The 14,666-nt window shown below is 70.7% G+C and carries 12 protein-coding genes and 1 tRNA gene; 6 read left to right on the forward strand and 7 right to left on the reverse strand.

The features are described 5' to 3' along the window. From AC1Z4A_RS06585 to AC1Z4A_RS06595, 3 genes are read left to right on the forward strand one after another with little or no spacing between them, the layout of a single operon-like run. Positions 1-1,899 (forward strand): branched-chain amino acid ABC transporter permease, encoded by a 1,899-nt coding sequence (locus tag AC1Z4A_RS06585; protein ID WP_483683523.1) that lies wholly within the window; start codon positions 1-3, stop codon positions 1,897-1,899. Beyond that, positions 1,896-2,717: an ABC transporter ATP-binding protein gene (locus AC1Z4A_RS06590; protein WP_483676893.1), complete on the forward strand. Its 822-nt coding sequence runs from the start codon at positions 1,896-1,898 to the stop codon at positions 2,715-2,717. Before AC1Z4A_RS06585 ends, AC1Z4A_RS06590 begins: the two co-directional genes overlap by 4 nt. Then, positions 2,714-3,430: an ABC transporter ATP-binding protein gene (locus tag AC1Z4A_RS06595; protein ID WP_483676894.1), complete on the forward strand. Its 717-nt coding sequence runs from the start codon at positions 2,714-2,716 to the stop codon at positions 3,428-3,430. Before AC1Z4A_RS06590 ends, AC1Z4A_RS06595 begins: the two co-directional genes overlap by 4 nt. 56 nt (positions 3,431-3,486) lie before the next feature. On the opposite strand, the gene AC1Z4A_RS06600 is transcribed toward AC1Z4A_RS06595, so the two are convergent. After that, a complete protein-coding gene (locus AC1Z4A_RS06600) occupies positions 3,487-4,146 on the reverse strand; it encodes an ANTAR domain-containing response regulator (protein WP_483676895.1) in 660 nt (219 codons plus the stop codon). A gap of 90 nt (positions 4,147-4,236) precedes the next feature. Here AC1Z4A_RS06600 and AC1Z4A_RS06605 point away from each other — a divergent pair. Both AC1Z4A_RS06605 and AC1Z4A_RS06610 read left to right on the forward strand, forming a co-directional pair. Continuing rightward, positions 4,237-4,318, forward strand: a tRNA-Leu gene (locus AC1Z4A_RS06605). 84 nt (positions 4,319-4,402) lie between these two features. Next, positions 4,403-5,191: a helix-turn-helix domain-containing protein gene (locus AC1Z4A_RS06610; protein WP_483676896.1), complete on the forward strand. Its 789-nt coding sequence runs from the start codon at positions 4,403-4,405 to the stop codon at positions 5,189-5,191. A gap of 6 nt (positions 5,192-5,197) precedes the next feature. On the opposite strand, the gene pyk is transcribed toward AC1Z4A_RS06610, so the two are convergent. The 4 genes from pyk to AC1Z4A_RS06630 form a co-directional block, all read right to left on the reverse strand. Next, a complete protein-coding gene (gene pyk / locus AC1Z4A_RS06615) occupies positions 5,198-6,634 on the reverse strand; it encodes a pyruvate kinase (RefSeq protein WP_483676897.1) in 1,437 nt (478 codons plus the stop codon). Between the two features lie 145 nt (positions 6,635-6,779). Further along, positions 6,780-7,496 carry an SIMPL domain-containing protein gene (locus tag AC1Z4A_RS06620; protein ID WP_483676898.1) on the reverse strand — a complete coding sequence of 239 codons (717 nt, stop codon included), beginning with the start codon at positions 7,494-7,496 and terminating at the stop codon, positions 6,780-6,782. Between the two features lie 133 nt (positions 7,497-7,629). Continuing rightward, the gene (locus AC1Z4A_RS06625; RefSeq protein WP_483676899.1) at positions 7,630-9,063 is read right to left on the reverse strand and encodes a lysine N(6)-hydroxylase/L-ornithine N(5)-oxygenase family protein; all 1,434 of its coding nucleotides are present in this window, start codon (positions 9,061-9,063) and stop codon (positions 7,630-7,632) included. Next, positions 9,060-10,664, reverse strand: a complete 1,605-nt coding sequence (locus AC1Z4A_RS06630; RefSeq protein WP_483676900.1) for a pyridoxal phosphate-dependent decarboxylase family protein — start codon at positions 10,662-10,664, stop codon at positions 9,060-9,062. The genes AC1Z4A_RS06625 and AC1Z4A_RS06630 overlap by 4 nt, the downstream gene beginning before the upstream one ends. Positions 10,665-10,933: 269 nt before the next feature. On the opposite strand from AC1Z4A_RS06630, the gene AC1Z4A_RS06635 reads away from it, so the two are divergent. Continuing rightward, entirely contained in the window at positions 10,934-11,488 is a 555-nt protein-coding gene (locus tag AC1Z4A_RS06635; protein WP_483676901.1) for a F0F1 ATP synthase subunit B, read from the forward strand. Between the two features lie 88 nt (positions 11,489-11,576). Here the strand turns inward: AC1Z4A_RS06635 and pepN are convergent, their stop codons facing one another. Further along, positions 11,577-14,105 carry an aminopeptidase N gene (gene pepN, locus AC1Z4A_RS06640; RefSeq protein ID WP_483676902.1) on the reverse strand — a complete coding sequence of 843 codons (2,529 nt, stop codon included), beginning with the start codon at positions 14,103-14,105 and terminating at the stop codon, positions 11,577-11,579. A gap of 208 nt (positions 14,106-14,313) precedes the next feature. Beyond that, complete coding sequence (locus AC1Z4A_RS06645; RefSeq protein ID WP_483676903.1) at positions 14,314-14,640, reverse strand: chorismate mutase; 327 nt, start codon at positions 14,638-14,640, stop codon at positions 14,314-14,316. Between the last annotated feature and the right edge of the window lie 26 nt (positions 14,641-14,666).

Below are 14,666 nucleotides of genomic sequence, written 5' to 3' on the forward strand. Positions count from 1 at the left end.
ATGACCAACAACCACAACACACAGAACAACCACTCCGCACAGGACACAGCCGCCACGCCCGTCCTCCCCATCCCCTTCGCCCCGGCCGTCACCCTTGCCGGGGCCGCCCTCACCTTCTTCTCCACCTACCTCTCCTGGACCTGGACCACCGCCTTTCCCGGCAACCTCACCATCACCGGCTACCCCGGCGGCCTCCAGCTCTTCACCCTCGCCGGAGCCGCCCTCACCGCCCTCCTCCTCATCGCCACCCACAACACCCCGGGCCTGCGCTGGCTCAATCCCAGCCGCAGCCACACCCCCACCCTCTACGTGGCCACCGGCACCCTGGCCACCACCTGGTACACCCTCATCGCCATCGCCGTGCAACTCGGCGGACTCGTCAACCTCGAACCGGGCGGCGCCGTCGCCGCCGTGGCGCCCCTCGTCACCCTCGTCGGCGTCCTCGGACTGCCCCTCGACCGCGCCAACACACGTACGAGTACGAGTACGGGTACAACCGCGGGCACGGAACCGGCCCGCGAAACCACCATCGCCCGGCCCCGCCCCGGCAGCCTCCGCGCCGCCCTCGACACCACCGCCGACGCCCTGCGGCACGCCGCACGCTCCCGCCCCGCGAGCCGCCCTCTACCGCCGCCCCGGCCCCTCCCCGCCTGGGCCGAAATCCTCGTCATCGCGGCCTCGTTCGGCCTGGCCCTCTACGTCCTCACCTACGGCATCGGCACCGCCTACGGAGAACTCTTCACCGGCTTCCTGATCCTCACCGGATTCACCGCCGCCGCCCTCGTCAAAGCCGGACTCATCGCCCGGCTCACCCACCTCACCCACAAACACCGCACCACCACCATCGGCGCGGCCCTCATCGCCGCCGCCCTCTTCCCCCTCACCCAGGACACCGACGAATACACCCTCATCATCGTCAACATCCTGATCTTCGCCACCGTGGCCCTCGGCCTCAACGTCGTCGTCGGCCTCGCCGGCCTCCTCGACCTCGGCTACGTCGCCTTCCTCGGCGTCGGCGCCTACACCGCCGCCCTCGTCTCCGGCTCCACCGCCTCCACCCTCCACGTCCACTTCCCCTTCTGGGCCGCGGTCCTCACCGGGGCCGCCGCCTCCCTCGTCTTCGGCATCGTCATCGGCGCACCCACCCTGCGCCTGCGCGGCGACTACCTCGCCATCGTCACCCTCGGCTTCGGCGAGATCTTCCGCATCACCGTCGGCAACCTCAACGGCCAGTCCGGCCCCTCACTCACCAACGGCCCCAACGGCATCCCCAACATCCCCCACCTCGCCATCGGCGGCTACAACTTCGGCGACACCCACTCCCTCGCCGGCCTCACCCTCACCCCCTTCGCCAACTACTACCTCCTGATGCTCCTCTTCACCGTCATCGTCGTCCTCGTCTTCAACCGCGCCGGCAACTCCCGCATAGGCCGCGCCTGGATCGCCATCCGCGAGGACGAAACCGCCGCCACCGCCATGGGCATCAACAGCTTCCGCCTCAAACTCCTCGCCTTCGCCCTCGGCGCCACCCTCGCCGGACTCGCCGGCACCGTCCAGGCACACGTCGCCACCACCGTCGTACCCGAGCAGTACGTCTTCGCCGGACCCGTGCCGCCCAACTCCGCATTCCTGCTCGCCGCCGTCATCCTCGGCGGCATGGGCACCATCACCGGCCCCCTGCTCGGCGCAGCCCTGCTCTACCTCATCCCCGCCAAGCTGCAATTCCTCCAGGACTACCAGCTCCTGGCCTTCGGCATCGCACTCATCCTGCTCATGCGCTTCCGCCCCGAAGGGATCATCCCCAACCGCCGCCGACAGCTCGAATTCCACGATTTCCACGACGCCACCACCGGCAGCCGACCGGGCGGCACCCTCCCGCTCGCCGAAGCGGAGGCATGAACACCATGACCACCACCACCGCCGCCGCACCGGCCCCCGCACCCCTGCTCAGCGCAACCGGCGTCACCATGCGCTTCGGCGGACTCACCGCCGTACGAGCCGTCGACCTCACCGTCCGCACCGGCCAGATCGTCGGACTCATCGGCCCCAACGGCGCAGGCAAGACCACCCTCTTCAACTGCCTCACCGGCCTCTACGAACCGACCGAGGGCACCATCACCTACCGCGGCACCGTCCTCCCCCCGAAACCCCACCTGGTCACCCGGACCGGCATCGCCCGCACCTTCCAGAACATCAGGCTCTTCGCCAATATGACCGTCCTCGAGAACGTCCTCGTCGGCCGCCACACCCGCACCAAAGAGGGCCTCTTCTCCGCGCTCGTCCGCGGCCCCGGCTTCCGCCGCGCCGAACGCGAATCCGAGGCACGCGCCATGGAACTCCTGGAATTCACCGGCCTCGCCGCCCACCGCGACCACCTCGCCCGCAACCTCCCCTACGGCGGACAACGCAGGCTCGAAATCGCCCGCGCCCTCGCCAGCGACCCCGGCCTGCTCCTCCTCGACGAACCCACCGCCGGAATGAACCCCCAGGAGACCCGCACCGCCGAACAACTCGTCCACGCCATCCGCGACCGGGGCACCGCCGTCCTCGTCATCGAGCACGACATGCGATTCATCTTCAACCTCTGCGACCACGTCGCCGTACTCGTACAGGGCGAAAAACTGGTGGAGGGCACACCGGAAACCGTCCAGAGCGACGAACGCGTCGTCGCCGCCTATCTCGGCACGACAGCCGGAGCGGAGGAAACAGAACAGTGACCGCCCTCCTCGAAGTCGAGAACCTCCGCGTCGCCTACGGAAAGATCGAAGCGGTCAAGGGCATCTCCTTCACCGTGGAAGCCGGGCAGATCGTCACCCTCATCGGCACCAACGGCGCAGGCAAGACCACCACCCTGCGCACCCTCTCCGGACTCCTCACCCCGCACACCGGCACTATCCGCTTCAACGGCCACGCCCTCACCGGCCTCCCCGCTCACCGGATCGTCGCCCTCGGCCTCGCCCACTCCCCCGAGGGCCGGCACATCTTCCCGCGCCTCACCATCGCCGAGAACCTGCAACTCGGGGCGTTCCTCAGGAAGGACACCGCCGGAATCGCCCAGGACATCCAGCACGCCTACGAACTCTTCCCCGTCCTCGGCGAACGCGCCGGACAACGGGCCGGCACCCTCTCCGGCGGCGAACAGCAAATGCTCGCCATGGGCCGGGCCCTCATGTCCCGCCCCAAACTCCTCATGCTCGACGAACCCTCCATGGGCCTCTCGCCGATCATGATGCAGAAAATCATGCAGACCGTCGCCGAACTCAAGGCATCCGGCACGACCATCCTGCTCGTCGAACAGAACGCCCGGGCGGCACTGCGCCTGGCCGACCACGCGCACGTCATGGAAACGGGCCGGATCACCCTGTCCGGAACGGGCACAGAGCTTCTCGACAACGAATCCGTACGCAAGGCGTACCTGGGCGAGGACTGAGAAGGGCCCGCATCCAACCGGATGCGGGCCCTTCTCACCGACAGAAGCAGCCGAAACTACTTCTCCTTGTTCTCCTTCGCGGCCTTCTTCTCCGCCGCGTCCTCGATGACCGCCTCGGCGACCTGCTGCATCGACATCCGGCGGTCCATCGACGTCTTCTGGATCCACCGGAACGCAGCCGGCTCCGTCAGCCCGTACTGCGTCTGGAGAATGCTCTTCGCCCGGTCGACGAGCTTCCGCGTCTCCAGCCGCTGGGAAAGGTCGGCGACCTCCTGCTCCAGCGCCTTCAGCTCGGTGAACCGGGAGACGGCCATCTCGATGGCGGGCACGACGTCGCTCTTGCTGAACGGCTTCACCAGGTAGGCCATCGCCCCGGCGTCCCGCGCCCGCTCCACCAGGTCGCGCTGCGAGAACGCGGTGAGCATCAGCACCGGAGCGATCGACTCGGCCGCGATCCGCTCGGCGGCGGAGATCCCGTCGAGGACGGGCATCTTCACATCGAGGATGACGAGGTCGGGCCGGTGCTCGCGCGCCAGCGCAACAGCGGTCTCCCCGTCGCCCGCCTCGCCCACGACGGAGTAGCCCTCTTCTTCGAGCATCTCTTTGAGATCGAGGCGGATGAGGGCCTCGTCCTCGGCGATCACGACACGGGTGACGTGCGGAGGGGTGTGCTGCGGCTCGTCGTCGACGGGCGGCTGGGGCTCGGCGGCGCTCACGGTTCTCCTCAGCTCGGGCAGGCGGTGCCCTTGCAGACTACCTAGCAGCGGCCCGCGGCATGTACACGGTATGGTGTCTCTCAGCAACCAGCCCGGTTGGTGGAACGGTATACACGCGGTCCTCAAAAGACTGTGCCCTTTGGGCTTGTGGGTTCGAATCCCACACCGGGCACCCTCCGCAAAGCGGACTTTCTCCATCGCGTGAATCTTCACGCATACGCCACACAGTGAAGGCGTAGTCACGCACAGTAGTGCCATGGAATTGCATGGCCCCGAGCTGCGCCAGAAGGCTCTCGACCTCATAGCCTCCGGAACCTCGAACGCAGAGGTCGCCCGACGACTCGGTGTCCCGCAGGGCACCGTCGGCTACTGGCTGCATGTAGATCGTTCGAAGCGCGACGCCTGCCCGGGAGCACACAGACCGCCGTGCGCCCGATGCGACGGCCGGGAACTCGACTCGGCGGCGTACGCCTACCTCCTCGGCCTCTACCTGGGCGACGGACACATCATCCAGTACTCCCAGCACCGCGTCCCCAGCCTCATGATCACGTGCAGCGACGTCTGGCCCGGCCTGATGGACGCCTGCGAGAAGGCAATGCGCGCCGTCTTCCCCGACAACTCGGTGTGCCGGGTTCGCCGGACCGGCTGCCACAACGTGAAGGTCTACTCCAAACACCTCTGGTGCATGTTCCCGCAACACGGCCCCGGGAAGAAGCACGAGCGCCCCATCGTTCTCGAGCCTTGGCAACAGCAGATCGTGGACGCGCACCCCTGGGAGTTCGTACGCGGGCTGATCCACTCCGATGGCTGCCGCATCACCAACTGGACCACCCGCTCCGTCGGCGGTGAACCGAAACGCTACGAGTACACGCGCTACTTGTTCACCAACAAGTCCGACGACATCCGGCAGCTCTACACCGATACCCTCGGCAAACTCGGCGTCGAATGGACGATGACACGACGCGGCAGCGACCCCTACAACATCTCCGTAGCTCGCAAAGCCTCCGTAGCCCTCATGGACGCCCACATAGGCCCGAAGCACTGAGGACGCCTACCCCCGCGGCGCGTCATCCTCCCCGATGTGATGGACCCGCACCAGGTTCGTCGTCCCCGCCATCCCCGGCGGGGAGCCGGCCGTGATGATCACCATGTCGCCCTTGCGGCAGCGGCCGATGCTCAGCAGGTACTCGTCGACCTGCTCGACCATCTCGTCCGTCGTCTGGACCGTGGGGCCCAGGAACGTCTCCACCCCCCACGTCAGGTTCAGCTGCGAGCGGGTCGCCGGCTCCGGGGTGAAGGCCAGGAGCGGGATCGGTGAGCGGTAGCGGGACAGGCGGCGGACCGTATCACCGGATTGAGTGAAGGCCACCAGGAACTTGGCGCCGAGGAAGTCGCCCATTTCGGCTGCCGCGCGGGCCACCGCGCCGCCCTGGGTGCGGGGCTTGCTGCGCTCGGTCAGCGGGGGGAGGCCCTTGGCGAGCACGTCCTCCTCCGCCGCCCTGACGATGCGGCCCATCGTCTTGACGGTCTCGACGGGGTACTTGCCCACGCTCGTCTCGCCGCTCAGCATGACGGCGTCCGTGCCGTCGATGACCGCGTTGGCGACGTCGGACGCCTCGGCCCGGGTGGGGCGGGAGGCCTCGATCATGGAGTCGAGCATCTGCGTGGCGACGATGACCGGCTTCGCGTTGCGCTTCGCCAGCTTGATTGCCCGCTTCTGCACGATCGGGACCGTTTCCAGGGGCATTTCGACCCCGAGGTCTCCGCGGGCGACCATGATGCCGTCGAATGCGGCCACGATGTCCTCGAGGTTCTGCACCGCCTGCGGCTTTTCGATCTTGGCGATGACCGGGAGGCGGCGACGCTCCTCCGCCATGATGTGGTGGACGTCCTCGATGTCGCGGCCGCTGCGGACGAAGGAGAGGGCGATGACGTCCGCGCCGGTCGTGAGGGCCCAGCGGAGGTCCTCGACGTCCTTCTCCGAGAGGGCGGGGACGGAGACGGCGACTCCGGGGAGGTTGAGGCCCTTGTGGTCGGAGACCATGCCGCCTTCGAGGACGATGGTCTTCACCCTGGGGCCGCGGACCTCGACGACCTCCAGGGTGACGCGGCCGTCGTCGACGAGGATGCGTTCGCCCCTGGAGACGTCGGCGGCCAGGCCCTCGTAGGTGGTGCCGCAGCAGTGGCGGTCGCCCTCGACCTCCTCGACGGTGATGGTGAACTCGTCGCCGCGTTCAAGGAGTACGGGGCCTTCGCGGAATCGGCCCAGGCGGATCTTCGGGCCTTGAAGGTCGGCCAGGACCCCGATGCTGCGGCCGACCTCGTCCGCGGCCTTCCGCACCCGTTCGTAGCGCGCTTCGTGTTCGGCGTACGTGCCATGGCTGAGGTTGAAGCGTGCGACGTCCATGCCGGCTTCGACGAGTGCCTTGATCTGCTCGTACGAGTCGGTGGCGGGTCCCAGGGTGCAGACGATTTTTGCTCGGCGCATGGCACGAGCCTATGACCTACCGATGAGTAGAGAATTGGCCCGCCGCAACTACCCAAAGTCCTTTGAGTAAAAGCTTGTTGACATCTTGTGAAACGTGCACGGGGGTGCTCCGATGAGCGCTCACCGGGCACCCCCGCGCGCCGTCTCAGAGCACCGGGGGCGTCATGGTAAAGCGGGCGTTGACGTGCGCGTACACCGTCTGGCGCTGGGGTTCGAGGTCGAGCGCGGGGGCCGGGGCGGGGGCGGCTCCGCCGAAGCCCGCGGCGCGCATCATGCCGGGGGGCGCGGGGCGGCCGGGCGGGCCTCCGTTCTCGGCTCCGGTGTCGGCGAGTTCGACGAGGGCGACGAGTTCGGCGCCGAGCGCTGCGGCGTATTCGCGGGCCCGCTGTACGGCTTCCCGGACGGCCTGCTGGCGGGCCTCGCGGTGCGCGGGCGAGTCGGGGCGGAGGCCCCACCACGGGCCGTCGACGCGGGTGAGGTCGAATTCGGCGAGGCGGGTGGCGAGGTCGCCGAGGGCGGTGAAGTCGGCGATGGTGGCGGTGTGGTGGACGTGGCCGTGGTAGGCGCGGATGCGCTCGTTGCGGCCCTTGTCGCTCAGCTGGGGGGTGAGGGTGAAGGTTCCGGTTTCGAGCTTCTCCACCTCGTCGCCGTAGGACTTGAGGAGGTCGAGGACCTGGTTGTTGCGGCGGGTGAGGTCTTCGAGGGTGGAGCGGCGGTCGGTGCCGCGGGCGCCGATGCCGATGCCGAGGCGGGCGATTTCGGGGTCGACTTCGAGGTGGGCCTCGCCGCGGACGGCGACGCGGGGGGCGCCGGGGGTGCCGTAGGGCAGGGGCGAGGGGTCCGGTCCGGTGGTGGTGGCCATGGGACCAGCGTCGCAGGTTCCGTTCCTGCGGGCAGGGCCGGGATCGCATCGCAGCGATGGGAGCGTGTGCGGCTGCGATCCCGTGGCCCGTCCGCGGGTTGCCCATCCGCGGGTGCCCGTCCGCAGGCGCGCGTCAGTGCACGGGGAGCTGGCGCGGGATGGTGTGGCGGCTGTCCGGCCCGGTCGCGGTCTGGGGCCGGGGCTGGGGCCGCGGTTCCAGGCCGAAGGTGGTGAAGGCGGTGCGGTGGGGCAGGGGGTAGGCGTTCCTGCCGGTGAGGGTGTTGAGGATGACGGCGCTGCGCCAGGCGGCGAGGCCGAGGTCGGGGGCGCCGACGCCGTGGGTGTGGGTTTCGGCGTTCTGGACGTGGACGGCGCCCTTGACGGAGGGGTCGAGGACGAGGCGGTGGTGCTCGTCGATGCGGGGGCGGCCGCTGGAGTCGCGCCGGATGTAGGGGTCGAGGGCGGCGAGCAGGGTGTCGACGCGGCGCTCGCGGTAGCCGGTGGCGAGGACGACGGCGTCGGTGGTGAGGCGGGAGCGGCTGCCCTGCTGGGTGTGTTCGAGGTGGAGTTCGACGCGGGTGGTGCCGACGCGTCCGGCGGTGCGTACGAAGACGCCCGGGGTGAGGACGGCGTCGGGCCAGCCGCCGTGCAGGCTGCGGCGGTACAGCTCGTCGTGGATGGCGGTGATGGTGTTGTTGTCGATGCCCTGGTGGAGCTGCCACTGCCGGGGCAGGACCTGGTCGCGTACGGGTTCGGGGAGGGTGCGGAAGAACTGGGTGTAGTCGGGGGTGAAGTGTTCGAGGCCGAGCTTGCTGTATTCCATGGGCGCGAAGGCGGGGGTGCGCGCGATCCAGTGGAGCTTCTCGCGGCCCTGGGGGCGGCTGCGGAGGATGTCGAGGAAGACTTCGGCGCCCGACTGTCCGCTGCCGATGACGGTGATGTGTTCGGCGGCGAGGAGCTTGTCGCGGTGTTCGAGGTAGTCGGCGGAGTGGACGACGGGGACGTTGGGGGCCTCGACGAGGGGGCGGAGGGGTTCGGGGATGTAGGGGGCGGTGCCCACGCCGAGTACGAGGTTGCGGGTGTAGGCGCGGCCGAGGGCGTCGGCCTCTCCTTCGGGGTCGAGCTGGGTGTAGTCGATTTCGAAGAGGACGCGTTCGGGGTTCCAGCGGACGGCGTCGATGTGGTGGTTGAAGTGGAGCCCGGGGAGGAGCTGGCTGACCCAGCGGCAGTAGGCGTCGTACTCGGCGCGGTGGATGTGCTGGCGCTCGGAGAAGTAGAAGGGGTAGAGGCGTTCGCGGGATTTCAGGTAGTTGAGGAAGCTCCAGGGGCTGGTGGGGTCGGCGAGGGTGACGAGGTCGGCGAGGTAGGGGACCTGGAGGGTGGTGCCGTCGATGAGCAGGCCGGGGTGCCACTGGAAGGTGGGGCTCTGGTCGTAGAAGGCGATCTTGAGGTCGTCGAGAGGCTGGGCGAGGGCGGCCAGGGAGAGGTTGAAGGGCCCGATGCCGATGCCGACGAGGTCGAGGGGTTGGTCGGGGGCCGAGGCGGGGGGTTGCTGGGGGATGGTCATCGGGTGGTGTGGCCTTCCACGAGTTTCAGCAGCTGCTGGAGGTCGTCGGAGCTGGTGTGGGGGTTGAGGAGGGTGGCTTTGAGCCAGAGGCCCTCGGGGGTGGTGGCGCGGCCGAGGACGGCGTGGCCGTTGTGGAGGAGGCGGCGTCTGATGTGCGCGGTGGCGCGGTCGTCGGTGCCGGTGGGGCGGAAGAGCACGGTGCTGATGGTGGGGCGGGCGTAGAGCTCCAGTGCGGGGTGTGCTTCGACGAGGTCGGCCAGTTGCTGTGCGGTGGTGCAGACGCGCTCGACGAGGCGGGCGATGCCTTGGCGGCCGAGGGCGCGGAGGGTTACTGCGATCTTGAGGATGTCGGGGCGGCGGGTGGTGCGCAGGGAGCGGTGGAGCAGGTCGGGAAGACCGGCTTCGGCGTCGTCGGGGGCGTTGAGGTAGTCGGCATGGTGGGCGAGGGCGTGCAGCGCCGTGGTGTCGGGGACGGCGAGGAGTCCTGCGGCGACGGGCTGCCAGCCGAGCTTGTGCAGGTCGAGGGCGACGGTGTGGGCGCGGTCGAGGCCGGTGAGGGCGGGTTTGAGGGTGTCGCTGAAGAGGAGCGGTCCGCCGTAGGCGGCGTCGATGTGGAGGGTGGCGCCGTGGTGGTCGCAGAGGTCGGCGATGCGGGGCAGGGGGTCGATGCGGCCGGTGTCGGTGGTGCCGGCGGTGGCGACGACGAGGACGGGGGCGCCGGGGTGCCGGGTGCGCATGCGGTCGAGGGCGGTGGAGAGGCCGGCGGGGTCGATGGTGCCGCTGGGGGTGGGGAGGGTGTGGGGGGCGGGGAGGCCGAGGAGCCAGGCGGAGCGGGGGATGCTGTGGTGGGCGTTGGCCCCGCAGATGATGCGGAGGGCGGCGGCGGGGTCGTGGGGCGCCTCGGGGATGGCCCTGGGGTGGGGGACGGTGCCACCGCCGTGAGTGCCGCCGCCCGGTGTACCGCCGCCACTGCCCTGCGTGCCACCGCTCTGCGTGCCTCTGCTCTGCGTGCCACCGCTCTGCGTGCCTCTGCTCTGCGTGCCTCTGCTCTGCGCGCCACCGCCCCGCGCCGCCCGTTCGCGGGCCAGCAGCAGCGCGAGCTGGTTGGACTCGGTGCCGCCGGTCGTGACGAGGGCGTCGGGCGCGGGCCGGCCGGGGTAGGCGAGGGCGGCGAGGGCGCGGGTGGTGATGGTCTCCAGGGCGGTGGCGGAGGGGGCCTGGTCCCAGGAGTCGAGGGAGGGGTTGAGGGCGGCCGCGGCGAGGTCGGCGGCGGCCGCGAGGGCGAGCGGGGGGCAGTGGAGGTGGGCGGCGCACTGGGGGTCGGCGGGGTCGGCGGCGCCTTCGGCGAGGGCCTGGACGAGGGTGCGCAGGGATTCGTGGGGGCCGGTGCCGTGTTCGGGGAGAGCGGGGTCGGCGGCGGCCCGGATGCGGGCGGCGACGGCTTCGGGACCGCCGGCGGGGAGGGGGCCGCGGCGGGCGGTCGCGCCCCGGGCGAGGGCGTGGAGGGCGGTGTCGAGGAGGGGGCGCAGGGCGCGGGTCCCCTGGGCGCCGCCCGCGAGTGCCGGTGCGGGGGTGGCCTGGGCCGAGGGCGGCGCGGACATCGGCATGTGCCCCTTTTGGGTTGGTTTTCCTGCTCCGTGGGGTGCGCGCCCGGGGCGGGCCTTCCGGGTGCCGCCGCCGGTCCGCGGCGGGCCCGGGCCGGCACCAGCGGCTCAAGTTACCGGCTGTGTACGGTCGGTGACATGCAGAGGAAGAGGTTTCGCCCGATGGTGGGACAGGAGGCGGCACGGCCTTGCGGCGGGGGCGAGTTGGGCCCCGCGGCGGGGTGCGGGTCGGTGCCGGGGTGGTGCTTCAAGGTAATGTGCTCACCATGGCCATGACTTTTGCCCTCGACATCGGGCCCCTGAAGCCCGAGCCCGCACCGCTCGTCCTGGGGCTGGTGCTCTTCTTCCTCACCTTCGCGCTGCTGGCGAAGGTGGTCCTCCCGCGGATCAACAAGGTCCTCGCCGAGCGCGAGAGCGCCACCGAGGGTCGTTTCGAGGAGGCCGAGGAGACGCGCGCGGAGGCCGCGCGGGTCCACTCCGAGTACCAGGAGCTGCTGGCGGAGGCGCGCCACGACGCGGCGCGGCTGCGTCAGGAGGCGGTCGAGCAGGGCACGGCGATCATCGCGGAGCTGCGGGCCGAGGGCCAGCGCCAGCGCGAGGAGATCATCTCCGCCGGTCACGCGGTGATCGACGCCGAGCGCGCGGTGGCCGAGGCCGAGCTGCGCGAGCAGGTCGGCGTGCTGGCGACGGAGCTGGCGGGCAAGATCGTCGGCGAGCAGATGACGGACTACGCCCGGGAGAGCGGCGTCGTCGACCGCTTCCTGGAGGAGCTGCGCACCGCGAAGGCGTCGGACGCCACGGCGGGCGAGAAGCGCGACTGACAACCAGCAGAGCCATAGGCCCAGGCTCCCCGCACCCCACCAGGGGTGCGGGGAGCCTTGTCGTTTCCGGATCTCGTTTCCGGAGGCCCTATGCCCGAGTGGCGGCCCGGACGGCCAGCGCCCGGCGCAGGTCGTCGAGCCGGTCGGCGAGGGAGCGGCGCAGCGCCGGGGTGGGGTCGGCCTCGCGCAGGCACGCCTCGCCCTGCCGGAGGGTCTCCTCCTCCACCAGGGTGTGCGGGAAGCCGTAGCGGGCGGCGGCCTGGGCCAGGGCGGGCCCGCGGCGGGCGGCGAGGGCGACGGCGTCCGGGTGGTAGCGGTCGCGGTAGGGGCGTACGAGGTCGTGCTGCTCGGGCTGCCAGAAGCCCTGCGCGGTGGCGGCGAAGAGGTAGTTGGACAGCTCGTCGGCGCCGCCGTACATGGCCTCCCAGGCCGCCGCCTTGGCCGCCGGGTCGGGCAGGGCCGCGCGGCAGCGGGCGGCGCCCTCCTGGCCGGTGGCGCTGGGGTCGCGGGCGAGTTCGGCGTCGATCGCGTCCGGGCCCGCGGCGCCGAGGACGGCGAGGCGGGCGAGGACGCGCCAACGCAGCTCCGGGTCGAGGGCGGGGCCGCCGGAGACGGTCCCGTCGCGCATCCACTCCTGGAGGGTGCCAGGGGCGGTGGCGCTGTCGACGAGGGTGCGTACGGCCGTCAGGCGCACCCCTTCCGCCTCGGCCTTTCCCTCGGTGCGGGCGAGGATGTCGTGGCAGAGGCCGGTGAGGCAGGCGAGGGCGGCGGGGCGGGCGTCCGGTGCCGTGTAGTGGTCGGCGATGTCGGTGCGGGCGAAGGAGAGGACGCCCTGGACGAGGGCGATGTCGGTCTCGTACGGGAGGTGGGTGCGGGCCGCGTCGAGGTAGGCGGCGGGGGCCAGCTCGCCGTCGCGGACCATGTCGCGGGCGGCGTTCCAGAGGACGGCCCGGCCGAGCGGGTCGGGCAGGCCGGACAGCGAGGCCAGGGCGGTCTGCCAGGAGCCGGGGTCGAGCCGGACCTTGGTGTAGGTGAGGTCGCCGTCGTTGACCAGGACGAGGGCGGGGCGGTCGCCGGTGAGGCGGAGGGTGTGGGTGCCGCCGCCGGCCGGGAGGTCGGTGGTGAGGCGGTCGCGGGCGACGAGGGTGCGGGGGTCGCCGGGGGCGTGATCGTAGAGACCGATGGCGAGATGATGCGGCCGGCTGCCCTCGTGGTGGAGTTCGAGCTGCCAGCCCTCGCCTGTGTCCGCCGCCGTCGTGACGTGCGGGGTGATGGTGTCGACGCCGCTGGTGCGCAGCCACTCCCCCGCCCAGGCGTGGACGTCGCGGGCGGTGTGGCGGGCGAGGGAGTCGATGAAGTCGGCGAGGGTGGCGTTTCCGAAGCGGTGGCGGGCGAAGTGGTCGTTGATGCCTGCGAGGAAGTCCTTCTCGCCGAGCCAGGCGACGAGTTGGCGCAGGGCGGAGGCGCCCTTGGCGTAGGAGATGCCGTCGAAGTTGAGCAGCGCGGAGGCGGTGTCGCGGACGTCCTCGGGGGCGGGGGCGACGGGGTGGGTGGAGGGGCGCTGGTCGGCGTCGTAGCCCCAGCTCTTGCGGTCGGCGGCGAACTCGGCCCAGGGGCCGGAGAAGCGGGTGGCCTCGGCCAGCACCTGGTAGCCCATGTATTCGGCGAAGGACTCGTTGAGCCAGATGTCGTCCCACCACTGGAGGGTGACGAGGTCGCCGAACCACATGTGGGCCATCTCGTGGGCGATGACCACACCGCGGGTCTGCCGCTCGGTGTCGGTGACTGCGGAGCGGAAGACGAATTCGTCGCGGAAGGTGACGAGGCCGGGGTTCTCCATGGCGCCCGCGTTGAACTCGGGGACGAACGCCTGGTCGTAGGAGTCGAAGGGGTAGGGCTCGTCGAAGATCTCGTGGAAGCGGTCGTAGCAGCGCCGGGTGATCTCGACGATCTCCTCGGCGTCGGCGTCGAGGTGCGGGGCGAGGGAGCGGCGGCAGTGCAGCGCGAAGGGCAGGCCCGCGTGCTCGGTGCGGACGGTGTGCCAGGGGCCGGCGGCGAAGGCGACGAAGTAGGTGCTCAGCGGCTTGGTGGTGGCGAGCCGCCAGCGCCCCTCGGCGGGCGGTCCGACGCGCGTGGCTATGGCGTTGCCGAGGACGGTCCACTCGGGCGGCGCGGTGACGGTGGCGTCGTAGACGGCCTTGAGGTCGGGCTGGTCGAAGGCGGCGAAGACGCGCTGGACGTCGTCGATGAAGGTCTGGGTGTAGAGGTACGTCTCGCCGTCGACGGGGTCGGTGAAGCGGTGCATGCCCTCGCCGGTGCGGGAGTACCGCATGTCGGCTTCGACACGGAGTTCGTGGGGCCCGGCGGTGAGGACGAGGGGCAGCCGGTTGTCCTGGAGGGCGGCGGGGTCGAGGGGGGTGCCGTCGAGGGTGACGCGGTGCAGGGTGACGGGCTTCAGCTCGACGAAGGTGTGGCCGGGTTCGCGGGCGGTGAAGTGAATGACGGTGGTGGAGCCGAAGTGTTCCTCACCGCGGGTGAGGTCGAGGTCGACCTCGTAGCGGTGGACGTCGAGGAGGCGGGCTCGGGTCTGCGCTTCGTCGCGCGTCAGTACGGGCATGGGGTCATGCTGCCGCATGGCGGTGGCGGTGCCGGGTGATTTTTCCCCCACCCCGCCCCTTCCCGAAACTGGGGCTGCGCCCAGACCCCGGACCGCGCTCCGCGTGGTGTCCTCAAACGCCGGACGGGCTGGATTTGCTCCCCCAACCGGGAGTCCGGGGGCCGAGCCCCCGGTTTTGGGAAGGGGCGGGATAGGGGAAAGGAACCCCCTACGCCCGCGCGATCGTCTCGTGGTGGCGGATCACTTCCGCGATGATGAAGTTCAGGAACTTCTCCGCAAACGCGGGATCCAGCTTCGCGTTCTCCGCGAGTTCGCGCAGGCGCGCAATCTGGCGGGCCTCACGAGCCGGGTCCGCCGGCGGCAGCTTGTGCGCCGCCTTGAGGTGGCCGACCTGCTGCGTGCACTTGAAGCGCTCGGCGAGCATGTGCACCACCGCCGCGTCGATGTTGTCGATGCTGTCGCGCAGGCGCGTCAGCTCGGCACGCACGTACTCGTCGTTTGCACTGTCGTTCGTCTCCACGTTGTTCGTCTCCACGCCACCGAGCCTAAGCGGACGCACGG

The sequence above is a fragment of the Streptomyces sp. 17_S59 genome (genome assembly GCF_056930295.1).

What these genes read in the sequence shown, in the direction of transcription:
- AC1Z4A_RS06585 (WP_483683523.1), top strand. Translation starts at nt 1, where the DNA reads ATGACCAACAACCACAACACACAGAACAACCACTCCGCACAGGACACA.
- AC1Z4A_RS06590 (WP_483676893.1), top strand. Translation starts at nt 1,896, where the DNA reads ATGAACACCATGACCACCACCACCGCCGCCGCACCGGCCCCCGCACCC.
- AC1Z4A_RS06610 (WP_483676896.1), top strand. Translation starts at nt 4,403, where the DNA reads ATGGAATTGCATGGCCCCGAGCTGCGCCAGAAGGCTCTCGACCTCATA.
- pyk (WP_483676897.1), bottom strand. Translation starts at nt 6,634, where the DNA reads ATGCGCCGAGCAAAAATCGTCTGCACCCTGGGACCCGCCACCGACTCG.
- AC1Z4A_RS06620 (WP_483676898.1), bottom strand. Translation starts at nt 7,496, where the DNA reads ATGGCCACCACCACCGGACCGGACCCCTCGCCCCTGCCCTACGGCACC.
- AC1Z4A_RS06625 (WP_483676899.1), bottom strand. Translation starts at nt 9,063, where the DNA reads ATGACCATCCCCCAGCAACCCCCCGCCTCGGCCCCCGACCAACCCCTC.
- AC1Z4A_RS06630 (WP_483676900.1), bottom strand. Translation starts at nt 10,664, where the DNA reads ATGTCCGCGCCGCCCTCGGCCCAGGCCACCCCCGCACCGGCACTCGCG.
- AC1Z4A_RS06635 (WP_483676901.1), top strand. Translation starts at nt 10,934, where the DNA reads ATGGCCATGACTTTTGCCCTCGACATCGGGCCCCTGAAGCCCGAGCCC.
- pepN (WP_483676902.1), bottom strand. Translation starts at nt 14,105, where the DNA reads ATGCCCGTACTGACGCGCGACGAAGCGCAGACCCGAGCCCGCCTCCTC.